Annotated in this window: 17 protein-coding genes; 8 read left to right on the top strand and 9 right to left on the bottom strand. The window is 72.3% G+C overall.

Annotated elements, in window-relative coordinates; translation table 11 throughout:
• Entirely contained in the window at nucleotides 1–516 is a 516-nt protein-coding gene (locus tag ACK8GG_RS02365; protein ID WP_440348484.1) for a 2'-5' RNA ligase family protein, read from the top strand.
• A gap of 85 nt (nucleotides 517–601) precedes the next feature.
• A complete protein-coding gene (locus ACK8GG_RS02360) occupies nucleotides 602–1,129 on the top strand; it encodes a bifunctional adenosylcobinamide kinase/adenosylcobinamide-phosphate guanylyltransferase (protein ID WP_440354258.1) in 528 nt (175 codons plus the stop codon).
• 16 nt (nucleotides 1,130–1,145) lie between these two features.
• On the opposite strand, the gene ACK8GG_RS02355 is transcribed toward ACK8GG_RS02360, so the two are convergent.
• Both ACK8GG_RS02355 and cobT read right to left on the bottom strand, forming a co-directional pair.
• Complete coding sequence (locus ACK8GG_RS02355; RefSeq protein ID WP_440355418.1) at nucleotides 1,146–1,904, bottom strand: adenosylcobinamide-GDP ribazoletransferase; 759 nt, start codon at nucleotides 1,902–1,904, stop codon at nucleotides 1,146–1,148.
• Nucleotides 1,905–1,909: 5 nt separating this feature from the next.
• A complete protein-coding gene (gene cobT, locus ACK8GG_RS02350) occupies nucleotides 1,910–2,956 on the bottom strand; it encodes a nicotinate-nucleotide--dimethylbenzimidazole phosphoribosyltransferase (RefSeq protein WP_440355417.1) in 1,047 nt (348 codons plus the stop codon).
• A 224-nt stretch (nucleotides 2,957–3,180) separates the two neighbouring features.
• On the opposite strand from cobT, the gene ACK8GG_RS02345 reads away from it, so the two are divergent.
• Genes ACK8GG_RS02345 through ACK8GG_RS02330 form a run of 4 tightly spaced genes read left to right on the top strand, consistent with a single transcriptional unit; the run spans nucleotide 3,181 to nucleotide 5,377 of the window.
• On the top strand, nucleotides 3,181–3,807 hold the full coding sequence (locus tag ACK8GG_RS02345; protein ID WP_440355678.1) for a pyridoxamine 5'-phosphate oxidase family protein: 627 nt from the start codon (nucleotides 3,181–3,183) through the stop codon (nucleotides 3,805–3,807).
• 33 nt (nucleotides 3,808–3,840) lie between these two features.
• A complete protein-coding gene (locus ACK8GG_RS02340) occupies nucleotides 3,841–4,668 on the top strand; it encodes a peptidoglycan DD-metalloendopeptidase family protein (RefSeq protein ID WP_440348489.1) in 828 nt (275 codons plus the stop codon).
• 32 nt (nucleotides 4,669–4,700) lie between these two features.
• Nucleotides 4,701–4,988 (top strand): ArsR/SmtB family transcription factor, encoded by a 288-nt coding sequence (locus ACK8GG_RS02335; protein ID WP_440355416.1) that lies wholly within the window; start codon nucleotides 4,701–4,703, stop codon nucleotides 4,986–4,988.
• Nucleotides 4,985–5,377 carry a VOC family protein gene (locus ACK8GG_RS02330; protein WP_440348491.1) on the top strand — a complete coding sequence of 131 codons (393 nt, stop codon included), beginning with the start codon at nucleotides 4,985–4,987 and terminating at the stop codon, nucleotides 5,375–5,377. The genes ACK8GG_RS02335 and ACK8GG_RS02330 overlap by 4 nt, the downstream gene beginning before the upstream one ends.
• A gap of 49 nt (nucleotides 5,378–5,426) precedes the next feature.
• Here the strand turns inward: ACK8GG_RS02330 and ACK8GG_RS02325 are convergent, their stop codons facing one another.
• The 5 genes from ACK8GG_RS02325 to ACK8GG_RS02305 all read right to left on the bottom strand — a co-directional run bounded on the left by ACK8GG_RS02325 (nucleotide 5,427) and on the right by ACK8GG_RS02305 (nucleotide 10,101).
• Nucleotides 5,427–5,954: a pyridoxamine 5'-phosphate oxidase family protein gene (locus tag ACK8GG_RS02325; protein ID WP_440348492.1), complete on the bottom strand. Its 528-nt coding sequence runs from the start codon at nucleotides 5,952–5,954 to the stop codon at nucleotides 5,427–5,429.
• 65 nt (nucleotides 5,955–6,019) lie between these two features.
• Nucleotides 6,020–7,186, bottom strand: a complete 1,167-nt coding sequence (locus tag ACK8GG_RS02320; protein WP_440355415.1) for a hypothetical protein — start codon at nucleotides 7,184–7,186, stop codon at nucleotides 6,020–6,022.
• Between the two features lie 114 nt (nucleotides 7,187–7,300).
• On the bottom strand, nucleotides 7,301–8,047 hold the full coding sequence (locus ACK8GG_RS02315) for an SAM-dependent methyltransferase (protein ID WP_440355414.1): 747 nt from the start codon (nucleotides 8,045–8,047) through the stop codon (nucleotides 7,301–7,303).
• A 42-nt stretch (nucleotides 8,048–8,089) separates the two neighbouring features.
• Nucleotides 8,090–9,331 (bottom strand): Imm21 family immunity protein, encoded by a 1,242-nt coding sequence (locus tag ACK8GG_RS02310; RefSeq protein WP_440348495.1) that lies wholly within the window; start codon nucleotides 9,329–9,331, stop codon nucleotides 8,090–8,092.
• A 74-nt stretch (nucleotides 9,332–9,405) separates the two neighbouring features.
• Nucleotides 9,406–10,101, bottom strand: coding sequence for a SanA/YdcF family protein (locus tag ACK8GG_RS02305; RefSeq protein ID WP_440348496.1), 696 nt, complete (start codon nucleotides 10,099–10,101; stop codon nucleotides 9,406–9,408).
• A gap of 457 nt (nucleotides 10,102–10,558) precedes the next feature.
• Between ACK8GG_RS02305 and ACK8GG_RS02300 the strand changes: the two genes are divergently transcribed.
• Nucleotides 10,559–10,981 carry a hypothetical protein gene (locus tag ACK8GG_RS02300; RefSeq protein ID WP_440348497.1) on the top strand — a complete coding sequence of 141 codons (423 nt, stop codon included), beginning with the start codon at nucleotides 10,559–10,561 and terminating at the stop codon, nucleotides 10,979–10,981.
• A gap of 17 nt (nucleotides 10,982–10,998) precedes the next feature.
• Here the strand turns inward: ACK8GG_RS02300 and ACK8GG_RS02295 are convergent, their stop codons facing one another.
• Both ACK8GG_RS02295 and ACK8GG_RS02290 read right to left on the bottom strand, forming a co-directional pair.
• A complete protein-coding gene (locus ACK8GG_RS02295) occupies nucleotides 10,999–12,624 on the bottom strand; it encodes an ABC transporter permease (protein ID WP_440348498.1) in 1,626 nt (541 codons plus the stop codon).
• Nucleotides 12,621–13,574: an ABC transporter ATP-binding protein gene (locus ACK8GG_RS02290; protein WP_440354268.1), complete on the bottom strand. Its 954-nt coding sequence runs from the start codon at nucleotides 13,572–13,574 to the stop codon at nucleotides 12,621–12,623. Before ACK8GG_RS02290 ends, ACK8GG_RS02295 begins: the two co-directional genes overlap by 4 nt.
• 189 nt (nucleotides 13,575–13,763) lie before the next feature.
• Here ACK8GG_RS02290 and ACK8GG_RS02285 point away from each other — a divergent pair, with 189 nt between their 5' ends.
• Nucleotides 13,764–14,546: a DUF4184 family protein gene (locus ACK8GG_RS02285; protein WP_440355413.1), complete on the top strand. Its 783-nt coding sequence runs from the start codon at nucleotides 13,764–13,766 to the stop codon at nucleotides 14,544–14,546.
• Nucleotides 14,547–14,667 lie beyond the last annotated feature (121 nt).

Genomic DNA, 14,667 nt, shown 5'->3' with positions numbered 1-14,667 from the left:
ATGGGGCACAGTGTGCTGGTCGTGCCGGTGCCCGCCCTCGACCCTTTCGTACGCGAGCGGACCGCCTTCTACGACGCGTCGTTCCTCTCGGCTGATCCGGCGTTCGTCAACTCCCACATCACCCTGCTCGGGCCGTGGCTGCCGGCGCCCACCGAGGCGGAACTGGAGCGGGTCGCGCAGGTCCTCGACGCGGTCCCGGCGTTCGACTTCACGCTCGCGGAGTTCGGCGAGTTCCCCGACGGGTTGATCTATCTGCGGCCGGAGCCGGTGGAGCCCTTCGCTCAGCTGACCGCACGGCTGGTGGCGGCCTTCCCGCAGTGCCCGCCCTACGGCGGCGCGTTCCCCCAGCCCGTCCCGCACCTCACCCTGGACCGCCGCTCGCCCACCGTCGACCCCGTGACCGTACGCGCGGCCGTCGGCGGTCTCGTCCCCGCGCGGTGCCGCGCCGAGCGGGTCGACCTGCAGTGGTGGGACAACGACGACTGCCACGTACGCCACAGCTGGAAGCTGAACTGATGGCCGCCGCGCTGCCCGCGATGTGCCGGCACACCGCTGCGCTGCCCACGACCCGCCGGCACACCGCCCGCGTGGGGAGGGTGTCGTGAGGGTGCTGGTCACCGGTGGGGTGCGGTCGGGCAAGTCCCGGCATGCCGAATCGCTGCTCGCCGGGCGGGAGCAGGTCACCTACGTCGCGGCCGGCCCGAGCGCCGCCGAGGATCCCGACCCGGACTGGGCGCTGCGGCTGGCCGCGCACCGCGACCGCCGCCCGGCGAGTTGGACGACTCTGGAGACCCGTGATCTGCCGGCCGTCTTCGCGGCGGCCGGCGGCCCGGTGCTGGTCGACTGTCTGGGGACCTGGCTGACCGGAGTGCTCGACGAGCGCGGCCTCTGGGAGCGTCCCGCCGACGAGGTCGGCGCCGTCGTCGACGACCTGCTGGACGCGGCGGTCACCGCCCTGGCGCAGGTGCCCGACGTTGTCCTGGTGACCAACGAGGTCGGGCTCGGGGTGGTCCCCGCGCACCGGTCGGGGCGGCTCTTCCGGGACCTGCTCGGCACTGTCAACCAGCGGCTGGCCGGCGCCTGCGACGAGGTGCACCTGGTTATCGCCGGCCGCGTCCTCGTGCTCTGACGCGCGCCGCGGCCGGTCAGACGAGCGCGATGAGGAGCGTGGCCAGCGCGATCTCCACCGCGGCGCCGAAGACGTCCCCGGTCACACCGCCGAAGCGACGATTGGTGCGGGCCAGCAGCGCAAGCAGCACCAGCACGGCGCAGCCCACGGCGAGCGCTCCCCGCCACCAGTCAAGCCCCGCCCACCAGCCGAGCGCCGCGAGCAGTACCGCGGCGGCCATCCAGAGCGCGGCGGCGGCGATGCGGGGCACTGTCTGCGCGTACGTCACACCCAGGCCGTCGGGACGGGCGGGGCGCAGGCCGCGGGCGCAGCAGAGCGCCAGCGCGCAGCGGGAGACGCAGACCGCCGCGGCGGCGAGGACGACGCCGCGTACCGAATCGAAGAGCGCGGTCAGGGCGGTTGCCTGGAGGCCGAGCACCACGATCAGCGCGACCACCCCGGCGGGGCCGGCGGTGCCGGTCTTCATCACCGCCAGCGAGCGTTCCCGGTCGTAGGAGGCGGTCAGCCCGTCGACGGTGTCGGAGAGGCCGTCGAGGTGGAAGGCCCGGCTGCCGGCCGCGAGCGCGCCGATCGCCAGCACCGCCACCACGGCCGGCGGCAGCGTCAGGTAATACCCGGCGATCCCGACGGCCGCGACGAGCGCCCCCAGCGGCAGCACCGCCAGCGGCGCGAGGAGCATCGCCCGGCGTGCGACCCTACGGTCGACGCGGCCCGGCGGGGGGACTGGGATCGCGGTGAGCGTGCCGGCCGCGAGCCGCCACGGGTCCGGCAGCACCGCCGTCAGGCGCCGAGGTCGGCGAGGAGAGCGACGTCGCGCAGGAGCGCCCCCGCGCTGCGCAGCACCGGCACGGCGGCGACCGCGCCGCTGCCCTCGCCGAGGCGCAGACCCAGGTCGAGCAGTGGTTCGAGGCCGAGCTTCGCCAGCGCCATCGACTGGGCGGGTTCGGTGGAGCGGTGCCCGGCGGCGTACCAGGCGGCGGCACCGGGGGCGATCCGGTCGGCGGTGAGCGCGCAGGCGACGCTCATCAGGCCGTCGAGCAGCACCGGCACGCCGGCCCGCGCCGCGGTGAGCAGGTAGCCGGTGGTGGCGGCCAGGTCGGCGCTGCCGAGTGCGGCGAGCGTCTGCACCGGGTCGTCGGTGCGGGCCCCGGCGCGGGAGAGCGCGGCGTCGATCACCGCCGTCTTGTGGGCCAGCCCGGCGTCGTCGACGCCGGTGCCCCGGCCGACGACCTCGGCGGCGGGCAGGCCGAGCCCGGCGGCGACCAGCGCGGCGGCCGGGGTGGTGTTGCCGATGCCCATGTCGCCGCTGATCAGCAGCTGCGCCCCGGCGGCGATCTCCTCGCGGGCGACGGTCTCGCCGACGGCGAGCGCCGCGGCGGTCTCCTCGGCGGTTAGCGCGTCGGTCAGGTGGATCGCGCCGCTGGAGCGCCGCACCTTGTGCGCGGTCAGGGCAGCGCGGACATCGGCGGGGAGGTCGGTGAAGTCCTCGTCGACGCCGAGGTCGAGGACCCGTACGGTGACGCCGTGCGTGGCGGCGAGCGCCGAGACCCCGGCCTTGCCGGCCAGGAAGGTCCGGACCATCGCGCCGGTGATGGCCGGCGGGAACGCCGAGACGCCGTGCGCGGCTACCCCGTGGTCCCCGGCGAAGATGACCAGCCGGATCCGCTCCACCGGCGCCGGCGGCACCTGCCCCTGGGTTGCGGCGAGCCAGACCCCGACCTCACCGAGGCGCCCCAGCGCACCGGGCGGGGTGGCGAGCGCCGCCAGCCGGGCGGCGGCCTGCGCGCGTACGTCCGGTGAGGGCGGGATGATCCGGGACTGGCTCATGCTGTTTTCCTCCGAGGTCCTGCGGCGCCCGTCAGCGTACCGTTCACCCTGCTCACGGGCGTCGGCCCTGGTCACGGCGGCCGGAGGCGGGACCGGCACCGCACGGGACACCGGGGCGGGACACCGGCCCGGGCGGGAGAGATGCGTCATTGTCGACGATGAGACGGCCGGATTGCTGCCTAGAATCGAGGCCGGCCAATCGAAGGGGACCGACCGTGACCGTGGTGGACGAGCCGACGACGATCACCTCCCACGACGAGTTGCGCGCGCTGCTCGGCCCGCCGACCCCACGGGTGGCGAACAAGGCCCGCCGTACGCTGCACGAGGTGGACCGGCAGTGGCTGGCCGCCTCGCCGTTCTGCCTGGTCGCCACCGCTGACGCCGACGGCAACTGCGACGTCTCCCCGAAGGGCGACCCGGCGGGTTTCACCGTGGTGCTCGACGAGCGCACCATCGCCATCCCGGAGCGCCCCGGCAACCGTCGCGCCGACGGATTCCACAACATCCTCGACAACCCGCACGTCGGGCTGATCTATCTGATTCCGGGGCGCACCGACACGCTGCGGATCAACGGCCGGGCCCGGCTGGTCCGCGACGCGCCCTTCTTCGAGGAGATGGTCGTCAAGGGACACCGGCCGCAGTTCGCGCTCGTGGTGGAGATCGACGAGATCTTCAGCCACTGCGCGAAGGCGTTCATGCGTTCGCAGCTCTGGGATCCGCAGACCTGGCAGCCGGACGTTCTGCCGTCACGGGCGCAGCTCGCCAAACTCACCGACGCCGCCGACATACCCCTGGCCGACCTGGAGCGGCACTACGGCCCGGCGTACCTGGAGCGCCTCTACCGGCCCTGATCCGTCGCCGTCGATACTCTCAGGAGGCGATTCATGGTCAAGTCCCTTGCCCGGTACCACGGAGCGCTGCTCGTCGCGGGCGCTGCCTGCATCCTTGTCAACTGGCGCGGCCTCGGACCGCTCTGGTTCGTCGGCGTCGCCCTGGTGGTCACCAGCGTCCTGCTGCTGCAACTCGGCACCCGGGCGCAGCGCCCACCCCGCGAGGAGCGGCCGCCGGTGGCGGTGGACGTACCCGCGCAGGGTTCCTGGAAAGCCCTCAACGGGCCCGCTACCAAGGTGCCGAGCCACACCCACCGCCTCGCGCAGACGTACGCGATCGACCTTGTCGGTCCCGGCGCACCCGAACCCGTCTGGTTCTGGCCACCGGCTCGCCGCCCGGAGGCGTACCCCGCGTTCGGGGCGCCGCTGCGCGCGCCGGCCGACGCGCGGGTCGTGGCCGTCCATGACGGAGCGCGCGATCACCTCTCCCGTACGTCGCTGCCCGGGGTGCTCTACCTGGTGGCGGAGGGCTTCGTACGCTCCCTCGGCCTGCCCCGGCACCTGCTCGGCAACCACCTCGTCCTCGATCTCGGCGACGGCGTGCACGCCGTCTTCGCCCACCTGCGACGCGACTCGCTGAAGGTGACAGTCGGCGACCGGGTGACGGCCGGGCAGCCGCTGGCCGAGTGCGGCAACTCGGGCAACTCCACCGAGCCGCACCTGCACTTTCAGCTCATGGACGGTCCCGACATCAGTACCGCCCGTGGCCTGCGCTTCACCTGGCACTACCGCGACGCCGACGGCCAGGAGCAGGAAGGCGTCCCCGCCGACGGAGTCCGATTCACCCCCGCGATGCGGTTGTCCCGGGCGCGGCGGGATTGATAGGCAAGAGTTTACTTGCCTATACTGCGGCGGTGGCAGACGTCTTCAAGGCGCTCGCCGATCCGACCCGGCGCGCGATCCTCGACGAGCTGGCCGACCACGACGGCCAGACCCTCTTCGAGCTCTGCAACCGGCTGATCATGAAGCACCAGCTCCACTCGTCCCGCCAGGCGATCTCCCAGCACCTGGAGCTCCTCGAAAACGCCGGCCTGGTCCAGAGCCGGCGCGACGGCCGCTACAAGTTCCACCACCTGAACACCGCACCCCTTGAGCACCTCACCGACCGATGGCTCAAACCCGGAACCCAGGAGGAACAATGAAGATCATCCTGACCAGCGTCTTCGTCGACGACCAGGCCAAGGCCCTGGCCTTCTACACCGACGTGCTCGGCTTCGTGAAGAAGAACGACATGCCGCTCGCCCCGGACGGCCCGCGCTGGATCACCGTGGCCTCCCCCGACGACCCCGACGGCGTGGAGCTGCTCCTCGAGCCCGACGGCCACCCAGCCGTGCAGCCGTTCAAGACCGCCCTGGTCGCCGACGGGATCCCGTGCACCTCCTTCGCCGTCGCCGACGTACGCAAGGAGCACGAGCGGCTCAGCGCGCTCGGCGTACGCTTCACCCAGGAACCGATCGAAATGGGCCCGGTGACCACGGCGGTGCTCGACGACACCTGCGGCAACCTCATCCAGATCGCCCAGCACGCCTGACCTTTTCACCCCGCCAGGCACGTCGGATGGCGACCGGAAACCTCGCCGGTCACCCGTCCTTCCCGCCGTCGTAACTGAAGACCTTCTCCGGGGTCATGCGGATCCACCAGGTCGCCCAGGACATGTCGCGGGGCTGACGCCGTGCCGCCGCCAGGAGCCCTTCGTCGGGCCGCTCCACCAGCCCGGCGGGGCCTTCGCAGATCACCAGGCGGTGAGCGGCGCCGGTCCCCTCGGCCATCACCACCGACGCCCACGGATTCGCGGCCACGTTCCTCCTGCGTACGGCGCCACCGCCGAGCGGCAGCCACACCGCCCGGTCGTGGAGGAGGAGGCCGGAGGGGACCGCATGTGGGCGGCCGTCCGGCCGGGTGGTGGCGAGCACCGCGTGCCGCCCGGAGGAGAGGTACGCCACCAGCTCGGCACCGGTCATCCGGGCCGCCGCCGGATAGGCGGCCACCGTCGCCGCCGAGGCCCGGCGGAACGACCGCTCCTGTACGGCGACGAGCCAGCCGGCCGGATCCTCGCCGCGTGTCCCGGCCGAGGGCTCACCGGCCAGATAGATGTCTTCGGTGGACATGGGGGCATCATGGCCGATTCCGGGGCCCGGCGCAGCCACTGTGGAGCGCGACGACGTCCCGGCGGTCAGTAGCGGGTCCCGGGGACGACCAGGACGACCGTGCCCTGGATGGTGGTCACGGTGCGGCGCGTACCGGTCCTCAAGTCGAGCACCTTCAGCTCCGTGCCACCGTCGCTCTGTCCCTTCAGGACGACACCGTCGACGAGCACCGTCAGGAAGCTTCCCTCCGACAGCGGCAGCTCGATTCGGCCGGTGCGAGCGCCCGACCCCACCTCGACTCCCAGGATCGACAGGGGCGGCTGCAGAGCCAGCCCTTCCGGGCGGCCGACCTGGATCCAGATGGTGGCGGGGTCGCCGCCCGCCTGAATGAGCGGCACGACGGGGCCCGGCACCTCACCGGAGCGCAACTCGCCTTCGGCGAACAGGCGCAGAGACCGCATGCCGCCGGTCACCACGTCGAGGAGAGCGAGGGTGAACGCCGGCGACGGCTCCCCGCCGGTGTACGGCGCCGACTCCACCAGCGCCAGCTCGCGTCCGTCGACGAGGGCGACCGGAAGCACGAGTTGGCGCACCGGGACACCGAGCGGCCGCACCACGCCGTCCGGCAGCGTCATGACCGCGTAGCTGTGGCTGCCCGACTGCTTCTGCATCAGCAGCAACGACCCGGCGTGGGTGGACCAGAACACGAACTCGGCGCCGGCAGGCAACCCGTGCTCGGCCGTGCCGGAGAGGTCGCGTACCCGCCACTGGCCGTCCGGTCTGCTGGCCAGCCAGCGCCCGTCCGGCGAAAGCGACAGGTCGAGCGACTCCCCGCCCGCGCTGGTGCGCCCCACCCGGAACTGCTCGCCCGAGCCGGTCACCAGGAAGACGTCGACCTCCTCGGACGTGCCCGCATCGAGGTCGACGCCGGAAGTGACATCCCGGTGGTAGATCAGGGCGCCCCAGCCCACACCGCGGTCGGCCGGCAGATCCACCACCCGGGCCGGTGGGCTGAGCTCCGACGGGAGGTCGACGAAGACCTCAGCGCTCCTGGTCGCCGGGATCGCGGCGGGCTCCTGCACGGGCTCCTTCACCGGCGCCACCGCGCGCCAGGTGACCAGGACCGCCGCGACCAGCGCGACGACGACGGCGACGGCGACGCCCAGTACCACGGCCGTACCCCACCCGGGTTTCCGATCCGGCGGCGGCGCCGGTGCGGGCGCCGGCATCACCGGGTACGTGGGAGGTTGCATCGCCGCGCTCCGATCCCGTCGTCGGTCACTAAAGACACGGAAGCGAAGACGCCTCGGCCGGGTCAACAGGACTGGTCGATCCGTCACGCGAAAAAGACCGGATCGAGACGCGGGTCAGCGCTTCTTCAGGACGAAGACTCCCCAGCCCAGGTACTCCCGCTCGTAGCGGACATACGTCACCGGGGCGGTGTGCAGCTCGTCGCGCATCTGGCCGGCCATCTCGTCGCCGGGGTTGACGTCGAGCCATTCGCGGATGTTGAACCACTGGGCGGCGACGTACCGGTCCCAGCTGTCCTGGTCGGCGAGGACCATCTGCACCAGGTCCCAGCCCAGCTCCCCGAAGTGGGCGACCAGGCCGGGCAGGTCGCGGAAGTCAGCTTTCGTCGTCGCGTGGCAGGCCTCGATCGTCTCCTGGTCGGGCGGGTCCCTGCGCCAGAAGGGTTCGCCGACCAGCAGCAGGCCGCCGGGGCGCAGGCTGCGCTCGAGTAGTTCGATGGTGCCGTCGAGGCCGCCGCCGATCCAGGTGGCGCCGATGCAGGCGGTGATGTCGACGGGGGTGTCGGCGACGTACCCGGCGGCGTCGGCCTGCACGAAGGTGACCCGGTCGGTCACCCCGAACTCGGCGGCGCGGTCCCGGGCGGAGGCGGTGAAGACGCTGCTGAGGTCCACCCCGGTGCCGATGACGCCGTGGTCGCGGGCCCAGCGGCAGAGCATCTCACCGCTGCCGCAGGCCAGGTCGAGGAGGCTGGTGCCGGCATCCAGCGGAATCACCCGGCCGAGCAGGTCGAGCTTCGGCTCGTCGATCGGGTTGTGGATGCGGTGACGCGACTCGCGGATGGTGAAGATGCGCGGCAGATCCACGTACGGGCTCCTCAGCTGGCGTCGATGCCGCCAAGGTAGCCGTCAACCGCAGGTCGGGACAGGGGTTTTCGGTGTCGCCGGTGGCCGTTCGACCAGGTGCACCAGCGTCAGGTCTTCTCTCTTTCCGGTCTCGACATAGGCGGTACGGATCAGGTAGGTGCCGGCCGCCAACTCGACGGCGAGGTGCGCGTCCTGCTCCATTTCCTCGCCCGCGAAGGCACAGTTGAACATCCAGGCCGGGCCGCTGGTCGTCCACGTGCCCGCGTCCTCCCAGTCTGCTGCCGCGACGGCTTCGGGGATGAGCCGGATGGCGTCGTCCTCCGAACCCCCTCCCCACCCGACGAAGAGCCGCTGATCCGGCAGAAACGTCATCGACACGGGCTCGTCGCCGAGGACGAGCGCCTGCCCGTCACCGACCTCCAAAACCCCGACGCCGTCGACCTGGCAGGCTCGCCCGTAGTCGCCCCGGCTGCGCCACTCTGGCCCCCCACCCGCATGCGCCGACATTCCGCCCCACCTGGTGAGAACGGACGCCGGCACGACGATGAGCCGATCGTCGTCCCACTTGATCCACCGCAACCGGGTTCGGGGTTTGCGGGTGGCCGAGAGGACCTTCGCGAAATCGGTCAGGTCAGTGACGATCGCGTCGGCGCCGGCAGCGAGCAGTCGTTCGGCGCTGCCAGGCTCGTCGGCGAATCCGATACAGGCGATGCCGGCGGCGTGGGCGGCTTCGACGTCGGCCGGGGAATCACCGACCAGAACAGCAGCACCGGGTCCGACATCCAGCGACCGCAACGCCCGTACGACCGGCACCGGGCTCGGTTTCGACAACTCCGGCCGTTCATCCCGGCCGATCACGGCGGCGAAGTGCCGGGTGCGATCACGGCGTGCCAGGTAGGTGCCGATCGCCGCGCTGGAGGTGTTGCTGACGATCGCGAGGGTGCGCCCGCTCGCCTGACACTCGCGGACAACATCGAAGAGGCCGAGGGTGGTCTCGGCAATCTGCGCCCGCTGCACCTCCGCCTCAGCAAGGGCCGTACCGACCGAATCGGCGATCTGGGGGGCGTGAGCGGCGACTGCCCGGAAGAGTTCCACCGGGTCGTCCTGGTCGCGCAGATCGTCCGGAACCTCGACGCCCTGGTCGGCGATCAGTTGACGAACGTGCGCCGTGACACGCGGCGCGGAGCTGTCCGTGAAGAGGCGGCAGATCGGGCCGTCGAAGCTGAAAAGGAGAGCCTCGGTCCGATCAATGATTTCGACGAGGCGGTCGGATGGTGGGGTCATCGCTGCTCCTGAGTGTCAGCCGCCTGGAGTCGAAAAGATTCGACGCCGGCCAGGTGCACGAGGGGTTCTTGCGATCAGCTTTCGTTGAGGGCGTCGTGTACCGCCGGGCTCGCCGGCGAGACCACCTCCGGGGGCCGGCGGCGCAGCGCGTCCCAGGCGGCCTTACCGCTGGCCAGGTAGTCGCGCAGGCTCTGGTGGGTCAGCAGCAGGGCACTGCAGTCGTCGCAGCGGGCGCGTACGCCGTCGGTGTCGACGCCGAGGTGGCGGCAGAGCGTCACCGCCCGCGCCAGGTGGTAGGACTGCGTCACGATCAGCGCCCGGGTCACGCCGTAGACGTCCCGGGCCCGCGCGCAGGTGTCGTAGGTGTCGAGCCCGTACGGGTCGGCCACCACCCGTCGCGGATCGACCCCCAGTTCCCCGGTCAGGTACGCGGTCATCGCCGCGATCTCGTCGCCGGAACGCCCGCCGCCGTCCCCGGAGACCAGCACCACCCGCGCCCGGCCGCTGTTGACCAGCGCGGCAGCCGTCTCCAGCCGGCCCGCGAGCCGTACGGAGGGCCGGCCGTCCTTGCCGACCCGGGTGCCGAGGACGATGACGACGTCGGCGCTGGGGGCGGCGGCCTCGTCGTAGAGGTGACCGCGGGCGGAGGTCGTCGTCCAGAGCCAGGGAATGCTGCTGAGCAGGAGCGCCACGACGCCCAGAATGATCAGGGGACGGCGCCGTCGGCGTACACCGGCCAGGAGCCGTGCCCGGTGACCGGCGCGACTCACCGGCGGCACCCGGCCGAGCGCTTGACGATCATGTGTGGCCCTTCCCCCGGCGGCTGATCCCGGCCAGCGTAGTGGGCATGGTCGGCTCCGGAGGCCCGCCGGCCCACAACTGGTGCAAGCCGGTCGCAACGGCCTGTGGCGGCTGCCCCCGCTGGGGCGGGCGATCTCGGCGAACCCCATGCCGCGCGGGCCGGCCTGCAGGCCGCTGAAGCTCGCCGCGGCCCGCGCCGTACTGGCCGAGGGCCGCAGGCTGATCTGGACCGACGACGAGGTACTGCCGGAGCCCGGCCCGCTCCGCGACGAACTGACCCGCGACGGACGCGCGCTGCTGATCGCCCCCCAGACCGAACCGCGGCCTGCAACCTGCGGACCTCGACCGCATCGAGGCGTTCGCCGACGCCCGATGACGGCCTGCGCGACCTTTTCAACGGTGATCAGGTTCTGGCAGGGTGGGGAGATGAGCGACCGCTTCGGCGCCTTCGGCGCCCCGGTTCCGGAGACCGGGCCGGCAGCGCAGCACATCGCGCAACGGGTGGCGAGCCGGCGCCGGGGCATCCTCCGCAGGACCGTCATGACCCACGACATCATCAGTCTGGACGACCACGAGACGGTCGCCCGCTGGATACGGCACATGCACGAGGGAACGAGTCAGACGGTCACCGTCAACCGGCCCTGGGGATCGGTCTTCGCGATCAGCATGGGACGCCCACCGGCGGGCGTCATGGTGGAGAGCGGTACGCGGCTGCTCTACGCGGGCAGCCCGGCGGGCATGGTCGTGCCGGATGTCGCCCCGCTGACCCCGGCCCAGGTGGAGCAACTCATGATCGAGGCACTCACCGCGGATCACCTGCCCGGGTGGCCGCAGTGGCGGGAAGGCTGAAGGCTGCGGCCGTACGGTCAGTTCGGCACGTCGCGGTGGCGGAAGGCCGCCGCGCCGGCAGAGAGCAGCAGTCCCGCCACCGCCAGCAGGAAGATCAGCGGCACCAGGTCCGCATCGGCGGCGGGCACCGCCGGGACGTGGGTGAAAGGCGAGACGTCGAGCGCGAGCTGCGGCAGTTCCAGTAGGGTGCCGATCTGCCCGAGCAGCAGGAACGTCAGCAGCGCCGCCCAGGACAGCCCGACCGACCAGCGCGGCAGCAGCCCGAAGAGCGCGATCACCACCCCGGCCACCACGAGCAGCGCCGGAAGCCAGACCGTGGCGGCCCCGGCCAGGGCGAGCACCCGACCCGGTATGTCCCCGGCGACAACCCCGTAGCCGAGGCCGGTGGTGGCCCCGGCGACCAGCAGCAGCGCCAGCGCCCCGAGCGCCGCGGCGGCGAGGTGGGTGCCGAGCCAGCGGCTGCGACCGACCGCGGTGGCGAGCACCGCTTCGAGGACGCCCTCGGACTCGTCGGCGCGGATCCGCAGCAGGGCCTGCACCACGTACGCCCCGAAGGCCAGCGCGAAGAGCCCCAGCACGGCGGCGAGGTAGGTGTCGACCAGCCGGCCACCGCCGCCCATCGCGGCGATGACGTCGGCGGCGGCCGGGTTGTCGGAGATCATGGCCTGGAACTCGTCGGCGGCCACGCCCAGGCAGAAACCGAACACGGCCGTCCCGACCGTCCAGCCGAGCAGGGTGCCGCGCTGCATCCGCCAGGCCAGCCCGGCCGGGCCGCGCAGCCAGCCGGCGGCCTGGCCCGGTCCGCGCCGGCTGGCAATCAGCCCCGCGCCGACGTCCCGCCGCTGTGCCAGCGCGTACGCGCATCCCGCCGCGACGACCAGCAGCACCACCGGCAGGGCGAGGGTCCACCACCGTTCGCCGGCGAAGGCCCGTACCTGGTTTCCCCAGCCGAGCGGGGATACCCAGGACGGCCAGGCGCTCTCCAGCCGGGTGCCGTCCGGGGAGGCGTCGCCGAAGACGTCCCCGGCGGCGCGGACGAGGAAGGCGATCCCGACGGCGGCGGCGGCGAGCGCGTTGGCGCCACGGGAGGTGACGGTGAGCTGGGCGGTTACGGCCGCCACTGCGGTGAAGGCGAGCCCGACCCCGCCGATCGCCGCCGCGGCGGCGATGCAGCCGGTGACCGGCAGGCCGGTGGCGATCAGGGCGACCGCGAGCAGCACCGTGGCCACGACGTTCACCCCGACGACGACCAGCAGCGCGGAGGTGAGCAGCGCGTACCGGCCGACCACTGAGGAACCGAGCAGCTCCGCCCTGCCGGTTTCCTCGTTCTGGCGGGTGTGGCGTACGACCGCGAAGGTGCTCAGCAGGGCGACGATCACCGCCGCCGTCGCGTACGTCTCGGCGACCACCACCGCGCCCATCTCGGCTCCGCCGATCGGGCCGTTGAAGGCCCGGGCCACCAGGCTCGACGCCGACGTCACGGCGTACCCGCGCCGGGCCGCCTCGTCGGGGTAGATGCCGAAGACGCTGACGGCCAGCGCGTACCCGAGCAGCGGCACACCGAGCAGCCAGAGCCCGAGCCGGACGCGGTCACGGCGCAGCACGATCCGGGTCAGCATCCCGGTGCCGGCGAAGGCGTTCATCGCAGTTCCACCGCGTCGGCTGAGCCGTCCAGGCCACTCGGGCCGGAGCCGTCCCGGTCGCGCGAGCCGACCTGGTTGCCGTAGTAGCGCAGGAACAGCTCCTCCAGGGTGGGGGGTGCGCTGGTCAGCGCGTGGACGCCGAACCCGGCCAGGTGCGCGAGCAGCGCGTCGAAGTGGTCCGGTTCGACCTCCAGGCGGGTCCGCCCCTCGACCTCCCGTACGGCGTGTACACCGGGCAGCGCCTCCAGCCCGGTCAGCGGTCGGGCGGTCTCGACCCCGATCGTCGTACGGGTGAGGTGGCGCAGCTCGGTGAGGCTGCCGGTGACGACGGTGTGCCCGTCGCGGATGATGCTGACCCGGTCGCAGAGCGCCTCGACCTCGGCGAGCACGTGGCTGGAGAGGAGCACCGTGCCGCCCGCGGCCCTGATCCGCCGCACCTCCTCCTCGAACGCGGCCTTGACTAGCGGGTCGAAGCCGGAGGTCGGCTCGTCGAGGATGTAGAGCTCGACATCGGAGGCGAAGGCGGCGACCACGGCGACCTTCTGCCGGTTGCCCTTGGAGTAGGTGCGGAACTGGCGGGTCGGATCGAGACCGAAGAGCTCCAGCAGCTCGTCGCGGCGGCGCGGGTTGAGGCCGCCACGCAACCGGCCGAGCAGGTCGATCGACTCCCCGCCGGTGAGGTTCGGCCAGAGGTTGACGTCCCCCGGCACGTACGCGAGCCGCCGGTGCAGGCGTACGGCGTCGCGCCACGGGTCGGCGCCGAAGACCCGCACGTCGCCTGAGTCGCGGCGCAGCAGGCCGAGCAGGATCCGGATGGTGGTGGACTTCCCCGAGCCGTTCGGGCCGAGGAAGCCGTGCACCTGACCGGCCTCCACCCGCAGGTCGAGCCCGTCGAGCGCCCGGAAGGCGCCGAACGTCTTGACCAGCTTGTCGATCTCGATAACGGCCATGACCCCTCCCGGGGTTGACGCCTGATCCGACGGATGACGCGCCGATACCTCAACTGTACTGACTGGGGCCCGTGCCGAATCCGACGAACTGGTGTACCTGGTTGACCTTGGGGGCTTGTTACCTCAACCTAGGTGCTTGTCCGGTGGACCGGCGTGGGGAGAACACGTGAAAAGCACAGGAGCGTGCTGATGCCGGCCACCTTTCCCTCGCACGCAGGGGTCGTACTTCCCCTCAAGCTCTGGCGTCCGCGATGGTTCGACGGTGTCGCGCTGACGACCGGGACGGTCGCCCCGGACATCCGCTACATCTTCCTCGGGGTCGGCCCGGACTGGAACAGTCACAACCTCCCCGCGCTGCTGTGGTGGTGTCTGCCGGTGGCCCTGTTCGGCGCGTGGCTGATCCGCGGCACGGTCGCCACCGTCGCCGCTCACCTGCCCCACCTCGGTCCGCTCGCGCTACGCGATTACGGGGTGCTCGGCACCGTGCGCCACCGCTGGTACGTCACCGGAGGGTCCGCGCTGCTCGGGGCCGCCAGCCACCTCGGCTGGGATTTCCTCACCCACACCAACGGGTGGTTGCGCACCGTTTTCGGCGTCGACTGGGACCGGATCCACGCCGTCCCCTGGTGGACGGTGTCCGACATTCCCAGCAGTGCCGTCGGCGCGCTGGCGACGCTCACGGTCGCCCTGGTGATCGGGCGACGCCGGCTCCTGCGCGCCTGGCACGGCGCCCCACCGGCGGTCCCCACCCGCCCCGCGGTGTTCTGGTCCGTCGTCGGCACCGTGGGACTCATCGGGTACGTCGTGACCCCGTTCCTGCCGGGCCACGACCTGCCGTGGGCCACCGTCGTACGGCTGCTCTGCCTCACCGCCGCTGTGCTGCTCCTCGCGGCCGGGGTGGTGCAGGCGACGAACGCCAGGACCCGACCGGTGGAGGCCGCAAAGCCGACACAGCACAGCAGCCACCGGTAGGCACTCATCCCGTCCGACGACGCCAAGGTTCGGTACGCGCGAGCGCCATGACCCAGTTCATCGCCGAAGGACGCTCTACGGAGCCGGCCAGAGTTGCGTGGTCCGCCTAGGTTCTTGCCCA

Origin of the sequence: Melissospora conviva, assembly GCF_049523535.1 — a bacterium.
Classification (GTDB): domain Bacteria; phylum Actinomycetota; class Actinomycetes; order Mycobacteriales; family Micromonosporaceae; genus Melissospora; species Melissospora conviva.
Note: the sequence above shows the minus strand (reverse complement) of the source record. Positions and strands in the feature narration are given on the sequence as shown.